General features: G+C 72.2%; 15 protein-coding genes. 9 read left to right on the top strand and 6 right to left on the bottom strand.

Features of this window, described 5'->3' with window-relative positions:
* Positions 1-426 precede the first annotated feature (426 nt).
* Positions 427-2259, bottom strand: coding sequence for a chorismate-binding protein (locus BLT23_RS35410; protein ID WP_176947072.1), 1833 nt, complete (start codon positions 2257-2259; stop codon positions 427-429).
* Between the two features lie 253 nt (positions 2260-2512).
* On the opposite strand from BLT23_RS35410, the gene BLT23_RS35405 reads away from it, so the two are divergent.
* Both BLT23_RS35405 and BLT23_RS35400 read left to right on the top strand, forming a co-directional pair.
* Entirely contained in the window at positions 2513-3676 is a 1164-nt protein-coding gene (locus BLT23_RS35405; RefSeq protein WP_090058430.1) for an FAD-dependent monooxygenase, read from the top strand.
* Positions 3677-3783: 107 nt separating this feature from the next.
* A complete protein-coding gene (locus tag BLT23_RS35400; protein ID WP_090058426.1) occupies positions 3784-4272 on the top strand; it encodes a MarR family winged helix-turn-helix transcriptional regulator in 489 nt (162 codons plus the stop codon).
* A gap of 457 nt (positions 4273-4729) precedes the next feature.
* Here the strand turns inward: BLT23_RS35400 and BLT23_RS35395 are convergent, their stop codons facing one another.
* From BLT23_RS35395 to BLT23_RS35380, 4 genes are all read right to left on the bottom strand, one after another.
* Positions 4730-5218, bottom strand: coding sequence for a ricin-type beta-trefoil lectin domain protein (locus tag BLT23_RS35395; protein WP_090058422.1), 489 nt, complete (start codon positions 5216-5218; stop codon positions 4730-4732).
* A gap of 191 nt (positions 5219-5409) precedes the next feature.
* On the bottom strand, positions 5410-6117 hold the full coding sequence (locus tag BLT23_RS35390; RefSeq protein ID WP_090058418.1) for a DUF6875 domain-containing protein: 708 nt from the start codon (positions 6115-6117) through the stop codon (positions 5410-5412).
* 61 nt (positions 6118-6178) lie between these two features.
* Positions 6179-8608 carry an ATP-grasp domain-containing protein gene (locus BLT23_RS41450; protein ID WP_218133983.1) on the bottom strand — a complete coding sequence of 810 codons (2430 nt, stop codon included), beginning with the start codon at positions 8606-8608 and terminating at the stop codon, positions 6179-6181.
* A 28-nt stretch (positions 8609-8636) separates the two neighbouring features.
* Entirely contained in the window at positions 8637-9875 is a 1239-nt protein-coding gene (locus tag BLT23_RS35380; protein ID WP_090058415.1) for an MFS transporter, read from the bottom strand.
* 309 nt (positions 9876-10184) lie between these two features.
* Between BLT23_RS35380 and BLT23_RS35375 the strand changes: the two genes are divergently transcribed.
* From BLT23_RS35375 to BLT23_RS35350, 7 genes are all read left to right on the top strand, one after another.
* A complete protein-coding gene (locus BLT23_RS35375) occupies positions 10185-13109 on the top strand; it encodes an AfsR/SARP family transcriptional regulator (protein WP_090058411.1) in 2925 nt (974 codons plus the stop codon).
* Positions 13110-13259: 150 nt separating this feature from the next.
* Positions 13260-14621: an alpha/beta hydrolase gene (locus BLT23_RS35370; RefSeq protein ID WP_245744523.1), complete on the top strand. Its 1362-nt coding sequence runs from the start codon at positions 13260-13262 to the stop codon at positions 14619-14621.
* A gap of 1341 nt (positions 14622-15962) precedes the next feature.
* Entirely contained in the window at positions 15963-16109 is a 147-nt protein-coding gene (locus tag BLT23_RS41130; RefSeq protein ID WP_176947071.1) for a hypothetical protein, read from the top strand.
* A 311-nt stretch (positions 16110-16420) separates the two neighbouring features.
* Entirely contained in the window at positions 16421-18451 is a 2031-nt protein-coding gene (locus tag BLT23_RS35365) for an NAD(+) synthase (RefSeq protein ID WP_090058407.1), read from the top strand.
* Entirely contained in the window at positions 18448-19362 is a 915-nt protein-coding gene (locus tag BLT23_RS35360) for an NAD(P)H-binding protein (protein ID WP_176947070.1), read from the top strand. The genes BLT23_RS35365 and BLT23_RS35360 overlap by 4 nt, the downstream gene beginning before the upstream one ends.
* Positions 19356-19832, top strand: a complete 477-nt coding sequence (locus BLT23_RS35355) for an NUDIX domain-containing protein (protein WP_218133982.1) — start codon at positions 19356-19358, stop codon at positions 19830-19832. The genes BLT23_RS35360 and BLT23_RS35355 overlap by 7 nt, the downstream gene beginning before the upstream one ends.
* On the top strand, positions 19832-20341 hold the full coding sequence (locus BLT23_RS35350) for a ParB N-terminal domain-containing protein (protein ID WP_143036152.1): 510 nt from the start codon (positions 19832-19834) through the stop codon (positions 20339-20341). The genes BLT23_RS35355 and BLT23_RS35350 overlap by 1 nt, the downstream gene beginning before the upstream one ends.
* Here the strand turns inward: BLT23_RS35350 and BLT23_RS35345 are convergent, their stop codons facing one another.
* Complete coding sequence (locus BLT23_RS35345; protein ID WP_090058394.1) at positions 20342-22519, bottom strand: peptidase domain-containing ABC transporter; 2178 nt, start codon at positions 22517-22519, stop codon at positions 20342-20344.
* Positions 22520-22576 lie beyond the last annotated feature (57 nt).

The following is a 22576-nucleotide window of genomic DNA, read 5'->3' as shown; positions in this document are numbered from 1 at the left end:
TTCCTGCTCCTGGCTTGAGGTGTCAACACGATCGAGTGATCCAGGTAAAAATGTGGGGGAGTGTTCTGCCGACAGGGCTAGAGATTCTCGACCGCCCGGTGGAAAACGAGGACGACATAGGCAGAATCGGCTCGTACGGCATAAAAGACGAGGTGGTTGGGTACCGCGTGAGGTTGGTGGGCGAAGGGCGCCCCCATCGGTTCGCGACGGGCGTGCGGGCGTGGCGCCGACGCGGGCTAATGGTCCGCACGCGTGCGCAATGACCCTTGAGACGATATCCGTGAGGAAATTTTCCACGTCACAAGAACAACCATTGGTGAGATCGGTCCAGCGTTGTCGGGACCGTTCGGAGGACGCCTGGCGGCCATTCGAGCAGGGCGGTGGCGGCCCGGTTGCGAGAATCCGGTGAACCGCTTGCCGAGAGGTTTAGCGAGCCGCCGGGTGCAGCAGCGCGCCGAGCACCCCGGCGCCGCCGGCCGCCGCCACCGACTCCGGGCGGAACTGCACCCCTGCCGCGGTCCGGCCGCGCAGCGCCAGCACCTCTCCGGTGACGTCGTCGCGGTGCGCCTGCACGCCGTCGGGCGCCGGTCCGGTCACCGCGAAAGCGTTGCGCAGCGGCATGTTGTCCGGGATGCCGAAGGACGGCACCGCCCGCGACCGGTCCGCGCTCCGCCGGAGCGCCACCCCGAAGCCGAGCAGCCGTGCCAGTACCTGGAAGCCCAGTCCCACCCCGCGCACCTCGCGCCCCGCGCGCAGCGCCGCGTCCACGAGCTCGCGCACCGCGGCGAGCGCCGGGTCGTCCGCGTGTCCCGGTCCCGGGCCCAGCAGAACGGTCGCGCCGGGCACTCCCAGACCGGTGGCCGCCACGTCGGCGGCGGTGCGCACGACCGGCCGCCAGCCACACCGGCGGACGAGGTGCGCCAGTGCCGCCGCGCCGTGGTCGCCCAGGTCCACCACGAGCACAGGCCCGCGGTCGTCCTCCCGCGCCGGCGCCGGGTGGGTCCAGTGCGAGGCGAGCTCCCGTCGCCGCGCGGAGAGGGCGTCGAGGACGGCGTCCGCGGCGAGCACCCCGGGTCGTGGAGGTGGCGCGGGCTGGGCCGCGGCGCCGGACCCGCGCAGCGCGGCCAGCAGGGCGTCGACCTTGACCCTGGTCTCGGCGGTCTCCGCGGCGGGGGAGGAACCGGCGCCGACGGTGGCGCCCACGGACACCCGCACCCGCCCGGACCCCTCGACCTCGCAGGTCCGGATCAGGGTCGCGGCGTCCAGCGAGCCGTCCGGCTCCAGCAGCGCCACCGCGCCGCCGTAGTGACCACGCCCGTCCGGCTCGCGCTCCGCGATCAGCCGCAGCGCGCCCGTGAGCGGGCTGCCGATCGCGGTGGCGGCGAACATCGTGCCCGCCAGCACCCGCCGCGCGTCGGGCACGCCGGTGGCGCGCAGCACGCAGCCGGTGTGCGTCAGGCGGCTCATCGGCAGCAGGAGAGGGCCCTCCACCCGGATCTCCGCGGGGCCGAGCGCGCACAGCGAGGCCAGCTCCGCGTCGACCGTCGTCACCAGCTCGCCGAACTCCTTGTCGTCACGCAGGAACGACACCAGGCCCTCGGCCGAGGGCCCAGTGCCGGGGTGGTGGTACGTGCCGCACGTCGGGCGCAGCACCACCTCGCCGCCGGAGAGCCGGACCTGGCCCTGCGGCGGCGCGCCGACCAGAGCCAGACCGCCGGACCCGCCCTCGTGCACCGCGAACGTCCAGTACGCGCCCCGCTCGCCGCGCAGCAGACCGCCCAGCAGCGCCAGCACCGAGGCGGGGCCGGGCCGGCGCAGCCGCGCGGTGAACCCGCGCCGCAGCAGGCAATGCGTCACCCCGCCACCCGGCTGCCCGGTCACGACCTCGCGCACCCGCGCGGCATAGGACTCGTCGTCCTCGTCGAAGCGGGCGTCGACGACCTCGGCGCCCGCGGGAAGCACCCGCTCCAGCGCCGCCCTCGGCACGAGGTGGCGCTCGGTGGCCACGAGCACCCGCAGGGGTGTGCCGTCGTCCCGGCAGGGCAACCCGCGCTCGGTGAGCTGCCGGAACGGCAGCAGTGCCACCGACCCGGCCGGGCCGATCGGGACGTGGCCGGTCGACGGCGCGGTGGTCGTCTCCCCGACCAGCACGTCGGCGTGGCCGGGACCGCGGCACAGCACCGCGAACGCGGGCGCCCGCCTGCCGGTCAGCCCGGCCAGCAGCCCGCGCACCTCGTCATCGGTTCGCAGCGTCGCCATGTGGTCGTCATCCCCGGTCAGCCTGAGTGGCAGGGTCAGATGTTTGCTGATGGGTAACCAAGTCTTAGCATCCTGCGGAGCCGCGCGCATCTCGGCGATCGATTGGCCAAGGTACGTAACGAAGTCCGGGTAGTCAAAGGGCGTGACGCCGTCGTGTTGCGACGGTTCGCCCACAAGTGGTTTCCTGGGGGTAACGATTGCGTCCTCGTCGCGCCACCGGGGGCGAACCGCACCCCAGTGGAAGGAGCTGCAGATGCGCATCGCGGTGATCGGCGGGGGACCGGGCGGCCTCTACTTCGCCGCCCTGGTCAAGCAGGTCGCTCCCGGCCACGAGGTCGTGCTGTGGGAACGCGGCGAGGCCGAGGATGCGATCGGCTTCGGCGTGGTGTTCTCCGACGGCGCGCTGGGCGGTGTCCAGGCCGCCGACCCCGTGCTGTTCGACTCCGTCATCGACAGGTTCGTCCGGTGGGAGTCCGTCGGCGTGCGCTACCGCGGGCGCACGATTTCGCACGACGGCTATCGGTTCTCAGCCGTCGGGCGGCGGTCGCTGCTGCGGCTGCTGCGCGAGCGCTGCGCGCACCGCGGGGTGGAGCTGCGCTTCGCGTCGGCCGCGCCACCGCTGCCCGTGCTGCGCTCCGAGTTCGACCTCGTGGTCGCGGCGGACGGCGTCGGGTCGGCGACGAGGTCGAGCCGCCCCGAGGCGTTCGGCACCCGTCTGGAACCCCGCGACTCGCGCTACCTCTGGATGGGCACCGACCGGATGTTCGACGAGCTCACCTTCGCCGTCGTGGAGACACCGCACGGCCCGCTCCAGGTGCACGCCTACCCCTACGCCCCCGGCCACAGCACCTTCATCGTGGAGACCACCGACCGGGTGCTGCGCGCAGGCGGCCTGGAACAGCCCGGCCGGTCCCCGGAGGACACCGCGCGCGCCGTCGCCGCACTGCTCGAAGCGGACGAAGGTCTCCTCGGCGGCCACCGGCTGATCTGCACCGGTTCGCGCTGGGGCAGGTTCACCTCTGTGCGCAACGACCGCTGGAGCGACGGGAACGCGGTGCTCCTCGGCGACGCCGCGCACACCACCCACTTCTCGATCGGTTCCGGCACCAAGCTCGCGATGGAGGACGCGGTCGCACTGGCGATGGCGCTCACCGACAACCGCGACCTGCCCGACGCCCTGGCCGCCTACGAAGCGGAGCGCAAACCGGCGGTGGAGCGGATGCAGCGCGTGGCCGAGGTGAGCCGCGACTGGTTCGAGCACGTGGACGAGCGCATCGGCCTCCCGCCCGGCGAGTTCACCTCGCACCTGCTGACCCGCAGCGGCCGCATCAGCCACCGCGACCTGCCCCTGCTCGACCGGGACCACGTCGAGCGCGTGCGGAACTGGTTCGCCCTCACGCTGGCGACAACGTCCTGATCAGAAGGTGCGACTCGTGTTAAGCTATTTCCCTGTGGAAACCGTGTCGTGGTCCCGGAGACGTCAGGTCTCGCGGGGAGGCGGCAGCGGAGCATTGCGAGGCGCCCATGAGCACCGTGAGCGAGTCACACCCCACCGCTTTCGCGCCGGCGGAACCGGACGAGCTGGAAGACGCGCTGACCCACCTCCAGTGCGTCCTCGTGGCGCGGCGCACCAGAGCGAACCCCGAGCACGTCACCTGGCAGCAGTACGACGTCCTGGAGAACCTGCGTCTGCGGGGCCGGATGACCCCGTCGCAGCTCAGTGAGGCCCTCGGCGTGTCGCGGCAAAGCATGTCCAAGGCCCTGCGCTTCCTCAAGGACCGCGAGCTGGTCGCGCAGGTCGCAGACGGCACGGACCGCAGGGAGCTCACCACCACCCTGACGGATGCGGGCCGCCAGTTCCTCAACCGCGTCGCCGCCAGCCGCCGGGACGCGGCGGCCATCAGCGGCTCCGTCCTCTCGCCGGGGGAGCGCAGCATCTTCGCCGAGCTGTGCAAGAAGGTCGCGGACGCCCTCTACGACCGCGCCCAAGCCCCGTTGGAACGCGACGCCTGACCCGGTCTCGCCGGCCGTTGGGCGCCTGTGACGTCTCGGGTGACGCCGACGCGCACCGGCAACGGACCGGACACCGCGATGGGTGGCACCCCTCCGCGGCCGTCTCGCCACCTGACGAGCGGGCCTGGTTCGGCAGGGCGTGCGTCCCGGGCGATCGCAGGCGTCTCCTCGGAGAGAGAGCACCAGAATCCACTTTGGACGGTGTCGGGTCCGCCCGGACGCCGAGCCGGACCGATGGCGATGTGCCCGGTCATGAGCGCGAATCCGTTGTGGATGGACTGAAGCCTCCGAAGGGTGCTGTCCGCAACGAACCCGCCCCGCCCGCACTCCCGTTCATGTCGCCCACTGCGAACGCGGGGTCCCGCGTTCCGTCATCCGGGTGGTGGCCGGGCGGGCGGTGCCGCCGAAGGCGCCGGCTCGGCGTTGCGGGGGCGAAGCCGGGCCGGCGCCGGTCGCGTTACTGCTCGTTGACGTACCAGCGCTGGTCACGGTCGGACAGGTCGCACCTCTCCAGGCGCGGGCTGCGCTCGTGCCCGTCGTAGGCCAGGCAGGTGCCGAACTCGTCGTTGACGAACACCCTCGAGTTGCCGCTGCCCTCGCGCCACCACAGCTGACCGGGATCGTCCGCGTCGCACTCGCGACCCTTCAGCACGCCGCCGATCGCCGCCGCGCACAGGCCGGTCCCCACGTTTCTGATCAGGTTGTCGCCGCTGCCGAGCCGCCAGACCTGCCTGTCGTTGCCCCGGTAGTCGTCGACGATGACCGGTTTGGTGTCCCAGAGCGTCTGGAGCCACACGTCCTCCGAACCGTTCGCGCTTTCGATCACCGCCACGGTGTCCTGTGCGGCAAGACCCTCCGTCCTCGTCTGCTCCGCTCCCGCGGCCGGAGCGCACACCGCCACCAGACCCGCGACCACGACAGCGACCAGCGTCCTGCGCATTGCCATGAGACCCACCTCTTCCCGCAGTTCCGGGCGACGTGAGCGGTGGCCCGGATCACCGCACCTTCGGCCCGTCCAGTAGAGCGGGGGCCGTCCACCACGGCCAGTGGGAGGACACGTGCGGGTGGGAAAGAAACCCGTTGCGGTACAAGTGGATGGCCGGCATCACGCACCGGGAGGTGGCATCGAGGTCGTGGTCACCCACGAGTGTCGCCACGCGACTGCACGGGCGTGGTTGCCGGCACCTCCAGGCCGAACCCGGCGGCGACCTCGGCCACCTCGTCGCGCCAGCGCGAAGGAACCTCCTCGGGTCCGACGCGGTCGAGGTAGGCCGCGACGAAGTCCCGGTCGTCGCGCAGGAACGGGAAGTCCGTCGGCACGAGCGACCGGATCGCCAGCATCGGCACCGGACTGTGCAGTGGACGGAACTCCGGGTTCCACAGCCCGGCCTTCGGCGGCGGCCCGTCGTGGAACTCGCCGATCATCAGCCCCTGTGCGACGTAGCCGGCCTTGAGCCGCGACTGGGCCTCGTCGACCAGCCGGTAAGCGCTCTCCGGGAACAGCACCAGGAACGTCAGGTACTGGGCGGCGCGTCCCGCCGTCGCCCGCAGCTCCAGGTACCACTCCCGGTAGCGGGACAGGGCGTCGGTGATCTCGGTGACCGCGCCCGGCCGGCCGGGGTGCACCGCCAGATACAGCAGCCCCCTGTCCAGGGAGCCTTGCGCGAACGGGCAGACCGGGCCTTTGCGGCCGAGGTCGGGGTGCGGCTTGACCAGGTACTGGTGGGCCCAGCCGACGACCGCGTACAGGGCGGTCCGGTGGCGGCGAACCTGGTCGGGCAGCGGCCCGCGCAGGTCGGACAGCTCGACCAGGAAGCGGTTCGGGTCTGCGGGGTCGACGATCATCGCGGACCTCTCGGCGGTGGGGGCATCGGCTTTCGAGCTCCGTGGACGTGCGCGGGCGGTGTCAGTCCGCGCGGGTGCTGATGCGGACCCGGGAGACGGTCTCCGCGCAGCGCGCCACGGCGTCGCGGGCGGTGGCCCCGGTGGCGATCACGTGCCCGCACACCCGGTCGTCGGACCACCGCAGCGGCGGCACCTCGGTGCCGGGCTTCGCGGTGAGCGTCAGCGACACGGCCGGGTCCGGCATTTCCGGCGCGGTCACCTCGGTGACGGTGCCGGGCTCGGCGAGGAGGAACCGCACCGCCGCGCCGCCCTCGGCCTGCCGCGGTTCCGGGCGCCACGCCATCAGGCCCAGCGGCACGCCGACGGCGAGCCGCACCAGGTCCACACCGTGGACGAGCCGGACGAGGTCGGGGATGTAGTCGCCGCCGACGCGGTTGTGCGACTCCACGACGCGCGGCCCGCGCCTGGTGAGCTTGATCTCCGTGTGCGTCGGCCCTTCGACCAGGCCGACCGCGTCCAGCAGCGCGACGGTCAGCTCGCAGACCTGCCGCCGCACCGGTTCGGCGAGGTCGGCGGGCACCGCGTGGCCCACCTCGATGAAGCCGGTGCCCAGGAACTTGTCGGTCAGCGCGACGACGGTGTGCACGCCGTCGTGGCTGAACGCCTCGACGCTGATCTCCGGCCCGTCGAGGTACTCCTCGGCGAGCACGACGGTCCGTCCGGACTCCTCGACCTGGCGCCACGCACGAGGTACGTCCCGCGGCGTCGCGATCATCGTCACGCCGTCGCTGCCGCCCGAGTCCAGCGGCTTGACGACCGCCGGTACGCCGTCCAGTTCGTCCAGGAACGCCGTCAGCTCCTCCGCGCTGCGCACGCTCCGGTACCGGACGGGCGAGAGGCCGGCTTCGGCGAGCCGGTCGCGCATCAGTGCCTTGTCCTTCAACAGCCGCACGGTCTCGACGCTGTTGCCGCCCAGTCCCCACTCGGCGTTGAGCCGCGCGGCGGGCAGCAGACCCGGCTCGGTCAGCGTGAGGACCCTGGTGAACGGCCGCTCGGCGTGTTCGCGGCGCAGCAGGTCAACGACCCGGTCCGGCTCGGCGATCAGGTCGACGCGGAAGACGTTCTCGCACAAGGCATCCGAGCGGGGGTCGCAACGGTCCGGGAAGTGCACCAGCGTCACGTCCAGGCCGAGGTCGGCGGCTGCCTGGAGCATCTCGACGCGTCCGCCGATCACCGCGACCCGCACCGGTTCGGTCACCAGCCGGTAGTTCGCGGCCGTCGCCATCACCCGTGCGGCGACCTCTGCGGTGGAGGTGCCCCGGTGCCGGAACCTGCCGCCGACGAACTCGTACGAGCCCGAGGTGCGGGGGATGACGGAGCCGGCAGAAGGGATCGCCTCGGAGTAAGGGCCGTCCTCGGAAACCATGCTGGTGGCGGTCACGACCCGGCACGGTGCGGGCCGGTCCAGCGGCACGTGCAGGCAGCCGGCCACCGGCTCGTCGTCGCCGAACGGCGCGAGGTCCGGAACTTCGCCGCATTGCAAGGAGAACTCGCACTCCATCAGGTCGACGCCGTGCACGTCCCGCCACACGAACGGGATCTCACCGCCGCCCGGCCGGCAGCCGACCTCCAGGAACACGAACTCGCCGTCCGGGGTCAGGAACAGCTCCAGGTGGAACACCCACGGGTCGGCGGACATGCCGGGCACCAGCACCCGCAGGAACTTCTCGGCCTCGGCGAGCAGCGCGGGGTCGTCGATCTCGACCGACCCGACCGGCTCTCCCAAAGCGAAGGCCAGCGGTCCGAAAGCCGCCGCGCCGGGCACGTTCTGGTAGGCGTTGAGCCGCCACGGTCCCAGCACACCGCCGCCGAGGTGCACGCCGTCGGCGTGGAAGACGCGGTGTGGCAGGTGTTCCTGGACCACCAGCGGATGTTCGGCGTCGAGGGGGAGGTCCAGCAGGGCGACGGCGTCGGGGGAGCCGAGCCGCCGGACCCCCGTGCTCGCCCGGCCCTGCAACGACTTCACCACCACCGGCCAGCCGGACTCGGCGGCGAACGCGGTGAGCCCGGCGGAGCCGGTGACCAGCTCGAAGCGCGGCACGGGCACGCCGGTCCGTTGCGCGGCCAGCAACATCGCGTGCTTGTCCAGGAAGTGGTGGAGATCGGCGGACTTGCGGCCCTGCGAGGAGAACTCCTCCCGCAGCGCCGCCGCTACGGCGAAGTCGCTTTCCTGGAGCGCCACCACCGCCTCCGGACGGCCGTGGGCGCGCACCGCGGGTTCCAGCGCGACCCGCACCGCGGCGTGGTCGAGGAGGTCCTCGACGATCACGACCTCGCGGGCGTTGGCGGGCACGGCGGCCCGGCCGACATCGGTCGTGACGTAGGTGACGCGGGCGATGTCGTGGTCGAGATAACGGGCGTACTCGGCGAAAGAGTCGCGCCACCGGTTCAGCACGACGACGTGGGCGTCGCCGATGCTCTTGACTGCCATCGCGGCGTTCCCTCTCTCCGTTTTGGTCCTATGTGGACGAGACGACGGCCTGCCGGGCGAGCACGGGCCGGTAGGACGTCACGATCAGAGCGGCGAGCGCGCAGAACGCCACCGCCATGCCCCACGGCGGCAGCACCGCGCCCGCGCTGATCCCCGCTGCCGAGATCAGCAGGCCGCCCTGGATGTCGAGCTTGAACACCGCCATGTAGCGGGTGCGCGCGTGTTCGGGGACCAGGCCGGCGAGCATCGCCTGCATCACGGGAATGTGCAGCAGCTCGCCGATGGTCAGCACCAGCACCGCGGTCATCAGCACGACCAGGTCGGCGCCGAGGGCGAGGACCACGGTGCCGGTCGTGAACAGGGCGATCCCCAGGTAGACGCGCGGCCGGTCGGCGAGCCCGCGCGCCAGCCGTCCGGAGAACGCCGCCAGCGCCACGATCAGCAGCGTGTTCTCGGCGCGCAGCACGCCCAGCACCTCCACCCCGTTGAGGTGGACGTGCCACGGTCCGAGAGCGAGCCACTCGCGGCGCTGCGGGTACGACTGCGCGAGGCGCACACCGATGTAGCCGACGAGCTGCGTTTCCAGGCCCAGCCACAACGTCATGCCCGCGACGAGCCGCAGGAACAGGCGGTCCCTGAGCGCGTCGGCGTAGCCGCGCAGCAGCTCGCCGAACCGCGGCCGTCCGTCCGCCTCGGGCATGGTCTCGGTCAGGTACCTCAGGCTCACCAGCGCGGCCACACCCGCGACCGCCGCCGCGACGGTCAGCATCGCGGTGAAGTACCCGCTGTAGAGGAAGCTCGCGACCAGCGCGCCCACCGCGAGCGCGGCGTTCACCGTCCAGTACTGGATCGTGTAGACCGCCTTGCGGTGCCGGACCGGGGTGACGTCGACGATCATCGCCTCGTTGGCGGGCAGGGCGAAGTTCGACACCACGTTGTTGAGCACGTAGAAGGCGAACACCGCCACCGCGGAGCCCCACCACGGCGAACTGGCCGCCGCCATGCCCAGGAACGCGACCGCCGTGCCGGACGTGCCCACCAGCAGCGGCAACCGCCTGCCCCTGCCGTCCGCGACCGGTCCGCCGAGCAGGCTCGCGACCACCGCGAGCACGACCGCCGCCCCGACCAGCAGCCCGGCCCGCACCGCGCCGACCTCGCTCGCCAGGTAGATGGCCATGAGCGGGGTGATGATCGTGTTGAGGGTCCGCTCGACGAACGCCACGGTGATGCGCAGCCGCAGGTTCGGGTGCAGCTCACCTAACCGCATTCCGCCTGTTCCCCCCGTCAGCGCGGGTGGACGCCGCACGTCCGGTCCACCGCCGCGCCTCGATGCTTTCCGTCACGGCTGGACGGCCACTGGTCGGCCTCTGGACCGGAACGCGGCCTGCGTGTCGCCGGAGCTCGAAGCGGTGACCGCGTCACCCGGCGAGCCCTGCTCACCGGCCTTCGGCCGCGGCCGGGCCGGTGTCCGGCGAGCCACCGGGCAGATGGTCTGGATGGCGGCTGGAGCGGTTCTGGACGGCGTGCCAGCATGAGGTTTCGTTCGCCGCGACGAGCGGTGTGTTAGGGGTTGTGAGTGCTGGTCGTTCAGGTGCTGGGCCCCATCAGGGCCTGGCGTGACGGCACCGAGCTGGCGCTCGGCCCGGCCGGCCGCAAAGCCGTGTTCGGCCTGCTCGCCCTCGCCGGCGGCAAGCCGGTGACCCGCGCCGAGCTGGTCGACGCGCTGTGGGGGGAACGACCGCCGCTCAGCGCGTCCAACGTCATCCACACCCACGTCAAGCACCTGCGGCAGGTGCTCGAACCGGACCGCGGCGCCCGTGCGCCCAGCACGTTCCTGCCCGCCGTGGGCGACGGGTACGCGCTGACCCTGCCGCCGGACGGGGTGGACGTGGTCCGGTTCCGCTCGTTGGTCGCCCGCGCCGTCCCCGTGGCGCGCGACGACCCGCGGCAGGCCGCGGACCTGCTGGGCCAGGCGTTGGGGTTGTGGCACGGACGTCCGCTGGCCGACGTGCCGGTGCTCGACGCCCACCCCGCCGTCGTCACGCTGGCAGGGGAGCGCCGGGCGGCACTGGCCCGGCACGCCGAGGTGATGATCGCGATCGGGGCGCCGCGCGACGTCCTGCCCGCACTGGTCGAGGACGTCGCCGCGCACGGTCTCGACGAGGCGATGCACGCGTTGCTCGTCCGGGCCTACACGGCGGCCGGTCAGCGCGACCAGGCGTTCGACACCTACAACCTGGTGCGGCGGCACCTCGCGGAGGAGCTGGGGGTCAGCCCGGGGCCCGAGCTGACCGCCGCGTACCTCGACGCGATCGAGGAGACGCCCGTGGACCCCGCCCCGCGGGCGGAGCCGCGGCCCGCGTCGTCCGGCGTGAACCAGCTGCCGGGCGACGTGTTCGGCTTCACCGGCCGGCACGCGGAGCTCGCCGAGCTCGGCCGGGTGCTGGGCGCCGGGCAGACCGGGGCGCGGACCGGGGTGCCCATCGTCGTCGTGTGCGGCACGGCAGGCGTGGGCAAGACGGCGCTCGTGCTGCACTGCGCCCACCGCCTCCGGCCGGACTTCCCCGACGGGCAGCTGTACGTGGACCTGCGCGGCTACGACCCGCGGTCGCCGGTGACGGCGGAGGACGCCCTGAGCCGCCTGCTCGACGGCCTCGGTGTCACCGGGGCGGACGTCCCGGTCGACCCCGACCAGCGGGCCGCCCGGTACCGCGCCGAGCTGGCCGACCGGCGGGTGCTGGTCGTGCTCGACAACGCCTCGGCGGTGGACCAGGTCCGGCCGCTGCTGCCCGGCACACCGGGCTGCCTGGTGCTGGTGACCAGCCGCACCAGCCTGGCGGGCCTGGTCGCGCTGCACGGCGCCCACCGGCTCGACCTGGACCTGCTGCCGGAGCCGGACTCGACGGCGCTGCTGCGCACGCTGATCGGCGAGCGGGTGCGGAGGGAACCCGCCGCGGCGGCGGAGCTGGCCGCGCAGTGCGGCCGGTTGCCGCTCGCTCTGCGGGTCGCCGCCGAGCTGGCCGCGTCCCGCCCGGACAGCGCGCTGGCCGAGCTGACCGGCGAACTGGCCGACCGCCGCCGCCGGCTGCACGTGCTCGACGCCGGAGACGACGTCCGCGCCGCCGTGCGGACCGTCTTCTCGTGGTCGTACCTCCAGTTGCCGACGCAGGTCGCGCTGGCGTTCCGGCGACTGGGGCTGCACGCGAGCCCGGACGTGACACCGTTCGCGCTCGCCGCTCTCACCGGGAGCGACCAGGACTCCTCGCGCCGGACCCTGGAGGTGCTGGCCCGCAACCACCTCGTGCAGCCGGTCCCGGCGGGCAGGTTCGTCATGCACGACCTCCTGCGCGCCTACGCCGAGGAGCTGGCCCGCGAGCACGACCCGGCACCGGAGCGGTCCGCCGCTACCGAGCGGCTGCTCGCCCACCACCTGGCGACCGCGTCGGCGGCGATGGACCTGCTCTACCCGGCCGACCGCCCCTACCGGCCCGGCGTCTCCGTGACGCCGCCGCTCGCGTTCTCCACCGCCGACGCCGCGCGTGCCTGGCTCGACGCCGAACGGCCCACGCTCGTCGCCCTGTGCCGTTTCGCCGAGGGGGACGACCGGCTCCGCTACGCGACCGACCTGGCGAACACGCTGTTCCGCTACCTGGAGGGTGGTCACTACGCGGACGCGTCGGCCATCCACGAGTGCGCGTTGCGCGCCGCCCAGCGGTCCGGCGAGGACGGCGTGCTGGCCGCGGCACTGACCAACCTCGGCGCACTGCGCCGCCTGCTCGGCGACTACGACCAAGCGGCCAAGCACCTGCACGAGGCGGTGGAGCTGCACCGGCGGACCGGCGACCACTACGGCGCGGCACGGGCGTTGTCGAACCTCGGCATCGTCCAGGAACGGCTCGGGGAGTACGAGGAAGCGGCGTCACTGCACCAGGAGGCGCTGGCCCTGCACCAGCGGCTGGGCAGCCGGTACGGGGAGGCGGCGGCGTTGCTCAACCTCGGCAACGCGTACAGCCGCCCCGGTCACCACGCCGATGCCGCCGAGTACCTGGAACGCGCGCTGGAGCTGTTCCGCCGTCTCGGCGACGCGGTCGGAGAGGCCAGCGCCCTGGCCAACCTCGGTGACGTGTGCGCGAACCTGCGGCGCTACCCGGACGCGGTCCGTCACCTCTCCGAGGCACACGAGCTGTTCCAGCGCCTCGACCACAGCTACGGCGTGGCATCGACCCTGAGCAACCTGGGCAACGTCCACACCCGGCTGGGCGACCTGTCCCAGGCGCACCGCTGCTACACGTCCGCCGTGGAGACGTTCCGGGACATCGGTCACCGGTACGGGGAGGCGAGCGCCCTCAACGGTCTCGGCGAGATCCTGCGGACGGCCGGTCGGCTGGACGAGGCCCGCGACGCCCACACCAGCGCCCTGCGGATCGCCACCGCCACCGGCGACCAGGACGAGCAGGACCGCGCCCGAGCAGGTCTGGGAGTCGCACACCAGCACGCGTGATCCCGCCTCGTCGGTCCAGACGTCGTCCAGCCACGACCGGACGACGTCCACTCGCCGTCCAGCCACGACTGGGAGTTTCGGGTCCGGCGGCTTGACTGCGGTGGCACAGCCGAGGGGGAGCGCGTGCCGTGTGCGGAGAGGGTGTGGTGGGTGTCGGGGGAGAAGGAACCGGTGCGCTACGAGTTCGAGGACTACTCCCTCGACCCGGCGCGACTGGAGCTGCGCCGGGGCGGCGAGCGGCTGCACGTGGAGCCGCAGGTGTTCCAGGTGCTGCTCCACCTGGTCCGTCACCGCGACCGGGTGGTGCCCCGGACCGAGCTGCTGGACAGCGTGTGGGGCGACCGCTTCGTGAGCGACTCGGCGCTGGCGTCCCGTGTGAAGGCCGCACGGCGGGCCGTAGGGGACAACGGGACGTCCCAGCGCGTCATCCGGACGATGTTCGGTCGCGGCTACCAGTTGGTGGCGCCGGTGCGCGAGGTGCGTGACGCCGTCAGCGTGCCGCAGAGTGAACCCGTTATGTGGCCGCAGCAGGGAATCCGGTTCTGCACCTCGCGGGACGGCGTCCGGCTGGCTCACGCGCTGACCGGGTCCGGTCCGGTGCTCGTCCAGGCCGCCCGGGGCATGACGAGCCTGGACGAGGGGGCGCCGGGGCACTGGCTGCCGCGTCTGTCCGAACGGCACACGCTGGTCCGCTACGACGCGCGTGGCTGCGGGCTGTCCGACCGGGAGGTCGGTCGCTTCAGCCTCGACGACTGGGTGGACGACCTGCTGGCGGTCGTGGACGCGCTCGGCCTGGAGAGGTTCCCGCTCCTCGGCGTGTCCGAGGGCGCCGCGGTCGCCGTCGCCTTCGCAGGCCGCCACCCGGAGCGGGTCGGCGGCCTGGTCCTCCACGGGGCGTTCGCGCGGGGACGGATGGCCAGGGCCACGACCCAGCGGGAGAAGGAGCTGGCGGCGTTCGACCTCGACCTCGCCCGGATGGGCTGGGAGCACGACGAGCCCGGTCTCCGCCAGGTCTTCACGGCCAGGATGCTGCCGAGGGCCAGCCGTGAGGAGTGGGAGCGGTTCGACGAGGCCCGCCGGCTGGCCGTCGAGCCGGAGACCGCTGTGCACATCGTGAACCTGTTCGCCCACGTGGACATTCGCGCGGAAGCCGCGGCGGTGCGGTGCCCGGTCCTGGTCGTGCACGCCCGGGACGACCGAGCCGTGCCGTTGGCCGCTGGGCTCGAACTCGCGAACCTGTTGCGGGGAAGCACTTTCGTCGCGATGCCCGGCGACAGCCACCTCCTGGCGGACGACGATCCGGCCTGGCCGGTGTTCTCGGGCGAGCTCGACGCGTTCCTCGGGGTGGCGGGGCGTCAGGCGAACTTCGACCGCGGTGGCGCCGTGGCGGGATCGGCGACCAGGTCGATGACAAGCCGTCCGCTGTCCGCCCAGGCGCGGGCCACAGGCCACGACAGCAGCGCCGCGAGGGCGTCGGCGGTGCAGTCGATGCCCGAGCCGTCCGGCCGATAGCGGCACCGGAGGCGCAGCGTGCCTTCCGTTTCGCTGAGCGACGCGTGGACGTAAGGCTGTGCGAGGTCGTTGACCGTCATTCCGCTCAGCGTCGAGCGGAAGTCGGCACGGCACACGCCTGGCCGGTCGAAGGCGTCGAACAGGACCTGCGACGGGACGAGCACCGTCGTCGTCCCGTTGGCAGAAGCGGTGACCGAGGTCTCGGCCCGGCCGATCCGGCGCAGCCCGCCGACGTGGCCGGGACGGCACGCGGAGGTGTCGTCGAGCACCTCGACGAGGTCGCCGGTCAGGTACTTGACGATCGGCTGGGCGATGCCGAAGGGGTAGAGCTCCGTCACGGCCAGCCTCGCCGTGCCGGACGTGACCGGCTCGGGGGAGTCGAGCGCGAGTGCCTGCGCCACCAGTTGCGGGTCGAACTCCAGATACCCGCAGTTCGGGCACACCAACGCTTTCCCGCGGCACTCCGAGACGGAGAAGCTGTCGAGCACGGGGCACTTCCAGTACTCGCCCAGCCAGGCGAGCCGCCGGCGACCGGGGTAGCCGCCGAAGAGCCCGACGACCTCGATCGCGAAGTCGGAGACCGGGATCTCGTGGTCGACGACGTACCGGGTGAAGGCGTGGATGCCGATGACCCCGCCCGACAGCATGGACACGCGGGAGGCGACCCCCGGTGCGGTGAACCTCCTGCGCAGCATGTGGACGGTGCGCTCGGCGTGTTCGTCGTCCACCACGGTTCCCGGGATCAGCACCGCACCCGGCGTGTCGGCGCCGCCCACCCCGTGCCACGTGGACGGGAAGTCCAGCCGCAACGGCCTCACCGCGCCTGTCCGCGCGGGTCCGGCCTTGGTGAACATGCCTGCGAGCTCCCGCTCGCGCGCGGTGAAGTACCGGGTCATGGCCGATCCGGTCGAGCCGGACGAGAAACCGACAGCGACGATCTCGTCCCCGTCGTCGAGCATCGGCGTGACGTCCTCGCTCAGGTGCCGCCGCTCGGTCGGCGGCAGGGCGTCGAGCAGCGCCCACGGGTCACGGGCGCTGGGTGCGCCGAGGTGCGGAGCCCAGTGGTCGCGGTAGAACGGGTGACGCGCGGCGTGCGACAGCGTCGGCCCCAGCTGGCGATCCCTGAACCCACCTGATCTTGTCGTCATCGCCTCTCAGCGAACCAGCGCGGGCGGCGGCGGTTCATGGAGATCCCGTGGAGATCCGTGGAGCCGCGAGGACCCGGATGGTCCACGGATCGAGTCGCGAACCGTTGCCCTGCAAGGAGTTAACGTGCAGAAGCCAGTTCCGCCGCACTGGTGGCGCACACCGGTGCCAACGAGATCGAAAGGAGCCGACATCGTGGACAACAAGTCGCTCGACACGGGCGCGATCGAGTCCTACATCGCCGACACGACCGAGGCGACCGGCCGGATGAGCGCTCTGCAGGAGGTGCCCGCCGAGCTGCTGCGCGAGGTCGGCGGCGCGCTCGGCGAGGCCATCCACTAAGCACTCCGCCAGCGGTTCTGTCCCTTCTCCCGCCAAACACCCGCCCGCGCGTCACCCACCCAGGCGGTCCCGCCTGCGCTGCGTGACGTGTCTTGGGAACGCGGGGGCCCTACGTTTCCGTACATGGGACGTAGGGCCCCCGCGTACTACACGGGAAACACGAAAGATAGTCGCGAGCGGGGCGGGGCGTTACGGACAGCAGTTCTGGAAGCGTGCTTGGACCGGGCGAACGCGCGGGGGAGGACCGGCGGTTACCTGCGGCGGTCCTCCCCTTCCCGTCGTACCCGCGCCGAACGGGGGAGCCGAACATCATGGAACGCAACGAAGACCTCACCGGCGACGACCTCGGCTACCTTCGCCTGGCCGCGGTGTCGCCGTCGGTGCGGGTGGCCGACGTCGCCCACAACACGCGCGCCACCGTCGAGGCGCTGGAACGGGTCGCCGCTCGCGGCTGCCGGCTCGCCGTGTTTCCCGAGCTGGGGCTCACCGGGTACACGTGCGCCGACCTGTTCCACCAGGAGGTGCTGCTCGACGCCGCGGAGCAAGGGCTGCGCGAGGTGCTCCGGGTGAGCAGGCGGCTGGGCGTCGCGGCCGTCGTCGGTCTCCCGGTCCGGGTGGGCGGACGCCTCTACAACTGCGCAGCCCTCGTGTCCGGCGGCAGGCTCGCCGGCGTCGTGCCCAAGGTCTGCCTGCCCACAGCGGGGGAGTACTACGAGCAGCGCTGGTTCACCTCCGGTGCGCTGCGGACGCACGACGAGGTGGAGATCGCGGGCCGCCAGGCCCCGTTCGGCGAGGACCTGGTGTTCACGGCCCGCAACCTACCGGGGTGCGCGATCGGCGTCGAGATCTGCGAAGACCTGTGGACACCGCAACCGGCGAGCGGCCGGTTGGCGCTCGGCGGCGCGACGGTCCTGGTCAACCCTTCGGCGAGCAACGAGCTGGCGGGCAAGGCCCGTCGCCGTCGTGACCTGGTCCGCGAGCAGGCCGCGCGGTGTGCGGCGGCCTACGTCTACGCCGCTGCCGGTCCGGGCGAGTCCTCGACCGACGTCGTGTTCGGCGGCCACTCGATGATCGCCGAGAACGGTGTCACCCTGGCCGAGTCGCGCCGGTTCGGCTTCGAGACCGAGCAGGTCGTGACCGATGTGGACCTCCAGCACCTCAACGCGGAGCGGGCGCGCGGCTCCGGGTTCTCCTCCTCCACCGGCGGGCCGCTGCGCAGGGTCGACTTCCACCTGCCGCGGCCGGACTCCGCCGGTCCCGCCCCCGGTGCGCTGAGACCGGTGCCGTCACGAACGCCGTTCGTCCCGGAGGACCCCGACGATCGGGCGGAGCACTGCTTCGAGGCGTTCACGATCCAGACCACGGCGCTGTGCACGCGCCTGAGGCACCTGACAGCGGGGCGAGGCGGTCGCGGGCCGGTGGTGAGCATCGGCCTGTCCGGTGGCCTCGACTCGACCCTGGCCCTGCTGGTCGCGGCGGCGTCCTTCGACCGGCTGGTGGTCGACCGGCGGGGCATCGTCGCGGTCACGATGCCCGGCCCCGGGACGACCAGCCGGACGCGGGGCAACGCCGAGGCGCTGGCCCGGCTCCTGGGCGTCACGTGCGAGGTGGTCCCGATCGGGGAGTCGACCAGGCACCACCTCGGCGCGATCGGGCACTCCGGACGCCACGACGCGACGTTCCAGAACGCGCAGGCGCGGGAGCGGACCCGGATACTGATGGACGTCGCCGGTCTGCACGGTGGTTTCAACCTCGGCACCGGAGACCTCTCCGAGCTGGCGCTGGGCTACTGCACGTTCAACGGCGACCACATGTCGATGTACCACGTCAACGCCGGAGTGCCCAAGACGCTCGTGCGGCAGCTGGTGGAGTGGTGTGCGGACAACCTGTTCGACGACGAGACCGCGGCGGTCCTGCGCGACATCTGCGCCACGCCGAGCACCGCGGAGCTGTTGCCGCCGACCGCGGACGGCCGCTCCTCGCAGACCACGGAGGAGATCGTCGGCCCCGACGAGCTCCAGGACTTCTTCCTGTTCCACACGGTGCGTTCGGGGTTCTCGCCGACGAAGGTGTTCCGGCTCGCGGAGCGGGCGTTCGACGGCCGGTACACACCGGAGCAGATCCTCAAGTGGATGGGGATCTTCTACTACGCCTTCTTCAACAGCCAGTACAAGCGGTCGGCGATGCCGGACGGACCGAAGGTCACGGTGGTCGGACTGTCCCCCAGGGCAGACTGGCGCATGCCGAGCGACGCGGTCTCGACGCTGTGGTTGCGCGAGATCGCGGACCTGCGGGCGTTGTCCGGCAAGGAGCGCGTCGACGCCGCTCAGGTGGCGGTGTGAGCGGGCGGACGTTGCTGGTGGCGGGAGCGAACGGACGCCTCGGTCGCCGGGTCGTCGAGCTGTTGCGGACCGGCGAGCGCGTGGTGGCCACGACGCGCTCGCCGGAACGGGCCGCCGACCTCGTGCGCGACGGCGTCGAAATCCGCTTCGCCGACTTCGACCAGCCCGGCTCCCTGGACCGCGCGTTCGCCGGTGTCGATCGCCTGCTGCTCATCAGCACCGGTTCCGACCCGACCCGCAGGCGTCGGCTCGCGCGGCACCGGGCCGTGATCGAGGCAGCACAACGCAGTGGCGTCACGCACGTCGTCTACACGTCGATCAGCTCGCCTCGGCCGACGCCGGAGCCGTCGTTGTTCGACGACCACTGGCAGACCGAGCGGTGCCTCGCGGAAAGCGCGCTCGACTGGACCGTGCTGCGCAACAACCTCTACGCCGACCAGTTCTTCGACACCCTTCCCGTGGTGGTCGAGTTCGGGAGGCTGACCGCCATCGCCCCGGCCGCACCGGTCGGCTACGTCCTGCGCGACGACTGCGCACGTGCCTGTGCGGCGGCACTGTCGGCGGAGACCGGTGGGCGCAGGGTCCTCGACATCACCGGCAGCGCGGTGATCGACCGGCAGACCATCGCGACCGTCGCGGGCGAACTGTGCGGCCGGGAGGTCGTCCCTGTAACGACCGAACCGGTGGTGCTGCGGCAAAACCTGCTCAGGCTCGGCATGTGGGAGCACGTGGCCGACGCTCTGGTCGACATCGAACTGGCGGTGGCCGAGGGGCGGCACGCGGTCGTGAGTACCGACTTCGAGGACCTCACCGGGAAACGGCCCCGAGGGGTGCTCGACGCGCTCCACGACAACCTGCCCGCGCTCCTCGCCAGTTGTGCATCGCTGCGGCGCCGGGTCACGACGTGCTGACCTTCGGCGAGCGGGGAGACCGTCTCGTACACCTGGAGCGCGTCGACCAGGACGCCGAGCGCTTCGGGCCGATCACGCACGCGCTCGTCCTGCTGAGCGTCCCCGGAGGGGTGGTGCTCGTGCACAACCGTCAGCGCGACTGCTGGGAGCTGCCCGGTGGTCTGCGTGACGCGGGGGAGTCGCCGGCCGAGTGCGCGAGCCGCGAACTGCGGGAGGAGACGGGGATCGGCCCTGTCGCCGTGCGCCTCGTCGCCGTGATGACCCTGGACCTCCGGCCCTCACCCCGCAAGCCCTTTCGCCGCGAGGAGTGCGGCGCGGTCTTCCTGGCCGAGCACCCCGCGGTGCCCGTCCCGTTCGAGTCACCGGAGATCTCGGCCGTGATCGCGCGGCCAGCCGACCGCCTGCCCGCGCGGACGGGGGAGCTGGACCGGCACCTGGTCCGCGAGCTGTGGCCCGGCACGGAGCGGTGATGCTGGAACTCGACGCCCTGATCCCCACCCAGTCCGGTTTCCGCCTGCCGCCGGCGACGCGGCGGGCGATGACGGCGCACGTGCGAAGCGGCGGCGACTTCCGTGACGTGCGGTCGCCCTCCGGCCGCCCCGCCCCGATCGTCGTCGACCGGTTTCCCGATGGCCGCCTGTTCGTGCGGGACGGGCTGCACCGGGTGACGGCGATCCGCCTCGGGCGTGCGGAGCCCCGGCTGTGGACGGGGGAGTACCGGATCTGCGACATGACCTACCCGATGTACACGACCGCGGACGTGGCCGACTCCTGGTTCACGCCGTTCGACCCGCGCACGGAGGTCCGGCTCCCCGACGTCGCGGAGTTCAAGGCCGGGGTCGCCGCCCTGCTCGCCGAGGGCAGGGACCCGCACCCGTTCATCCGGTCGAACCGGTGGCGGTACTGCCGGGACCGCCGGCCGACCGACACGTTCGAGTCCTTCGCCCGCCACTGGCTGCTCCCGGACACCTTCGGGTGATCAGGCGGGGTCGGTCGTGCCGAGCCGTCCCCGCCGCAGCGGCAGGGTGCGCTCGGCCATCCGCAGCGTCTCCTGGCGGTGGGCGACCAGGATCTTGATCATGGGCAACGCCCGCAGGTTCTCGAACACCCGCCCCTCGTTGCGGGGGTCGAGGTTGCTGGTCGCCTCGTCGAGGACCAGGACGTCCGGTCGCTTGTAGAGCGCTCTGGCCAGGAGGATCCGCTGGCGCTGGCCACCGGACAGCGTGGAGCCCATGTCGCCGCACGGCGTGTCGAACCCCAGTGGCATCCGCTCGATATCTTCGGCGATGCACGCGATCTCGGCGCACCGCCGCATGTGCTCCAGGTCCGGCGCGGAGTCCGCGAAGCAGATGTTCTCCCTGATCGTGCCGCCGAGCAGCTGGTCGTCCTGCATCACCGCACCGAGACGGCCGCGGTACCACCGCCGGTCCTCGTCGGTCAGCTCCGCGCCGTTGACGACGATCCGGCCGTGCGTGGGCGTCAGGAGCCCGACCAGCACGCGGATGAGCGTGCTCTTGCCGGCTCCGGAGCTGCCGGAGATCGCCAGCGTCTCGCCCTGCTCGACCTTGAACGAGCACGACACCAGGACCGGTCGGTCCAGCGGCGAGTAGCTGAAGCCGACGTCACGCAGCTCCAGCGACTCGATCCGGCCACGACCGTGCTCACCGCCCTGGTCCGGCTCCGGCTTCGCGCAGATGACGTCCGCCAGCTGGTCGAGATGCGGTCGCAGCAACGCCACCTCGGCCAGCTTGTCGACCAGCGCGTACGACCGGCTCTGGAACAGCACCTTGAAGCCGTAGAACGAGAAGAGCATGCCGAGGCTCCACTGCCCGCCGATCACCATGGCCGAGCCGAAGCCGATCGAGGCGATGTTCTCCACCCCGCCGATCAGGACCTTGGCGGACGTGCTGAGCGCGACCAGGCGCTGCACCCGTGCCTCGCGGTTGGACGACTTGACGAGGTGGTTCGACCACGCGGACAGCCGGAACGGCTCCGCCACGAACATCTTGACGGCCTGGATGCCCTTGATGGTCTCGTGCAGGTACGCCTGCTGACCGATGTTGTGCTGGAGCAGCTCGGTCTCGGCGTCGAGCTGCCGGAGCGCGACCTGCCGCCTGACGACGGCGTACAGCACGAACGCCCCGGTGGGGACCAGCGCGAGCCGGGCGTCGTAGACGAAGAGGATGACGACGGTGACCACCCCCATCGCACCGTCCACGATGGACTCGATGGCCGCGACCGACAGCCGGGTCTGGATCTCCCGGACGCTGCGGAACCTGGAGATGACGTCGCTGACGTAGCGCGCTTGGAAGAACGACATCGGCAACGTCAGCAGCGTCGCGTAGGCACGCGCCAGCCAGTGCTCGGTGAACCGCAACCCCAACCGGCTGAGCAGAAGCGACCGCGCCAAGGTGAGCGCGCCCTGGGCCACGACGACCGCGCCGAAACCGGCCGCGAGCACCGGCAACAGGCCCGTGTCCCCGATCCGGACCACCTTGTCGATGACCGTCTGCAGGTAGAACGGGGCGACCAGCGCCGCGCCCTCGACGAGGCACGCGGCGAGGAAGACGGCCAGCATGACCCCGCGGAGGGCCCGCAGCGGCGACAGCAGAGCACCGAACCCGAACCGGGTCCGCGTCGGCAGCGGCTGCCAGGAAGCCGGGGCACTGAGTTCCAGCGCGACCCCGGTGAAGTGCTTCGAGACCTCCGCGAGCGGCATCCGCCGCGGCCCGGCGGCGGGGTCGACGACGTACGCATATCGACGGTCGGCGGACTCCAGGACCACGTAGTGGTTCATGTCCCAGTGCAGGACGCACGGCACCGCGAGCTGCCGGAGCAGCCCAAGTTCGGCTTTGACCGCACGCGGCGCCATGCCCAGCGCGGACCCCATCGCCACCAGGTCCGCGACGGTGGTGCCCCGAACCGAGATCGGGAACCTCTCCCGAAGCCCGTGGAGCGTGACTTCCGTGCCGTGCCACCGCAACACCATCGTCAGACACGCCAGACCGCAGTCCGTCGCCTCGGTCTGGTGGACGACCGGCACCCGGCGCCGCCGCCGGAACGCGGTGTGCGGGAACCGATGACGCGGCTCGCCCAGGTGCCACTCGGCACGATGCCGCACCGCCTCGGGACGGAAGAGGTTCTGGAGCGAGATCATCGACGGGATGCCGGGTCGGCCGGGCAGGCGTCCTCGGATCGCACCAGCCTCGGCATT

Source organism: Lentzea fradiae, assembly GCF_900100955.1.
In the GTDB taxonomy this organism is placed as follows: Bacteria; Actinomycetota; Actinomycetes; order Mycobacteriales; family Pseudonocardiaceae; genus Lentzea; species Lentzea fradiae.
Note: the sequence above shows the minus strand (reverse complement) of the source record. Positions and strands in the feature narration are given on the sequence as shown.

Excerpts from the sequence above, each read along its gene's own strand:
- BLT23_RS35345 (WP_090058394.1), bottom strand. The coding sequence starts at position 22,519 with ATGATCTCGCTCCAGAACCTCTTCCGTCCCGAGGCGGTGCGGCATCGT.
- BLT23_RS35365 (WP_090058407.1), top strand. The coding sequence starts at position 16,421 with ATGGAACGCAACGAAGACCTCACCGGCGACGACCTCGGCTACCTTCGC.
- BLT23_RS35400 (WP_090058426.1), top strand. The coding sequence starts at position 3,784 with ATGAGCACCGTGAGCGAGTCACACCCCACCGCTTTCGCGCCGGCGGAA.
- BLT23_RS35380 (WP_090058415.1), bottom strand. The coding sequence starts at position 9,875 with ATGCGGTTAGGTGAGCTGCACCCGAACCTGCGGCTGCGCATCACCGTG.
- BLT23_RS35405 (WP_090058430.1), top strand. The coding sequence starts at position 2,513 with ATGCGCATCGCGGTGATCGGCGGGGGACCGGGCGGCCTCTACTTCGCC.
- BLT23_RS41450 (WP_218133983.1), bottom strand. The coding sequence starts at position 8,608 with ATGGCAGTCAAGAGCATCGGCGACGCCCACGTCGTCGTGCTGAACCGG.
- BLT23_RS35395 (WP_090058422.1), bottom strand. The coding sequence starts at position 5,218 with ATGGCAATGCGCAGGACGCTGGTCGCTGTCGTGGTCGCGGGTCTGGTG.
- BLT23_RS35350 (WP_143036152.1), top strand. The coding sequence starts at position 19,832 with ATGCTGGAACTCGACGCCCTGATCCCCACCCAGTCCGGTTTCCGCCTG.
- BLT23_RS35410 (WP_176947072.1), bottom strand. The coding sequence starts at position 2,259 with ATGGCGACGCTGCGAACCGATGACGAGGTGCGCGGGCTGCTGGCCGGG.
- BLT23_RS35390 (WP_090058418.1), bottom strand. The coding sequence starts at position 6,117 with ATGATCGTCGACCCCGCAGACCCGAACCGCTTCCTGGTCGAGCTGTCC.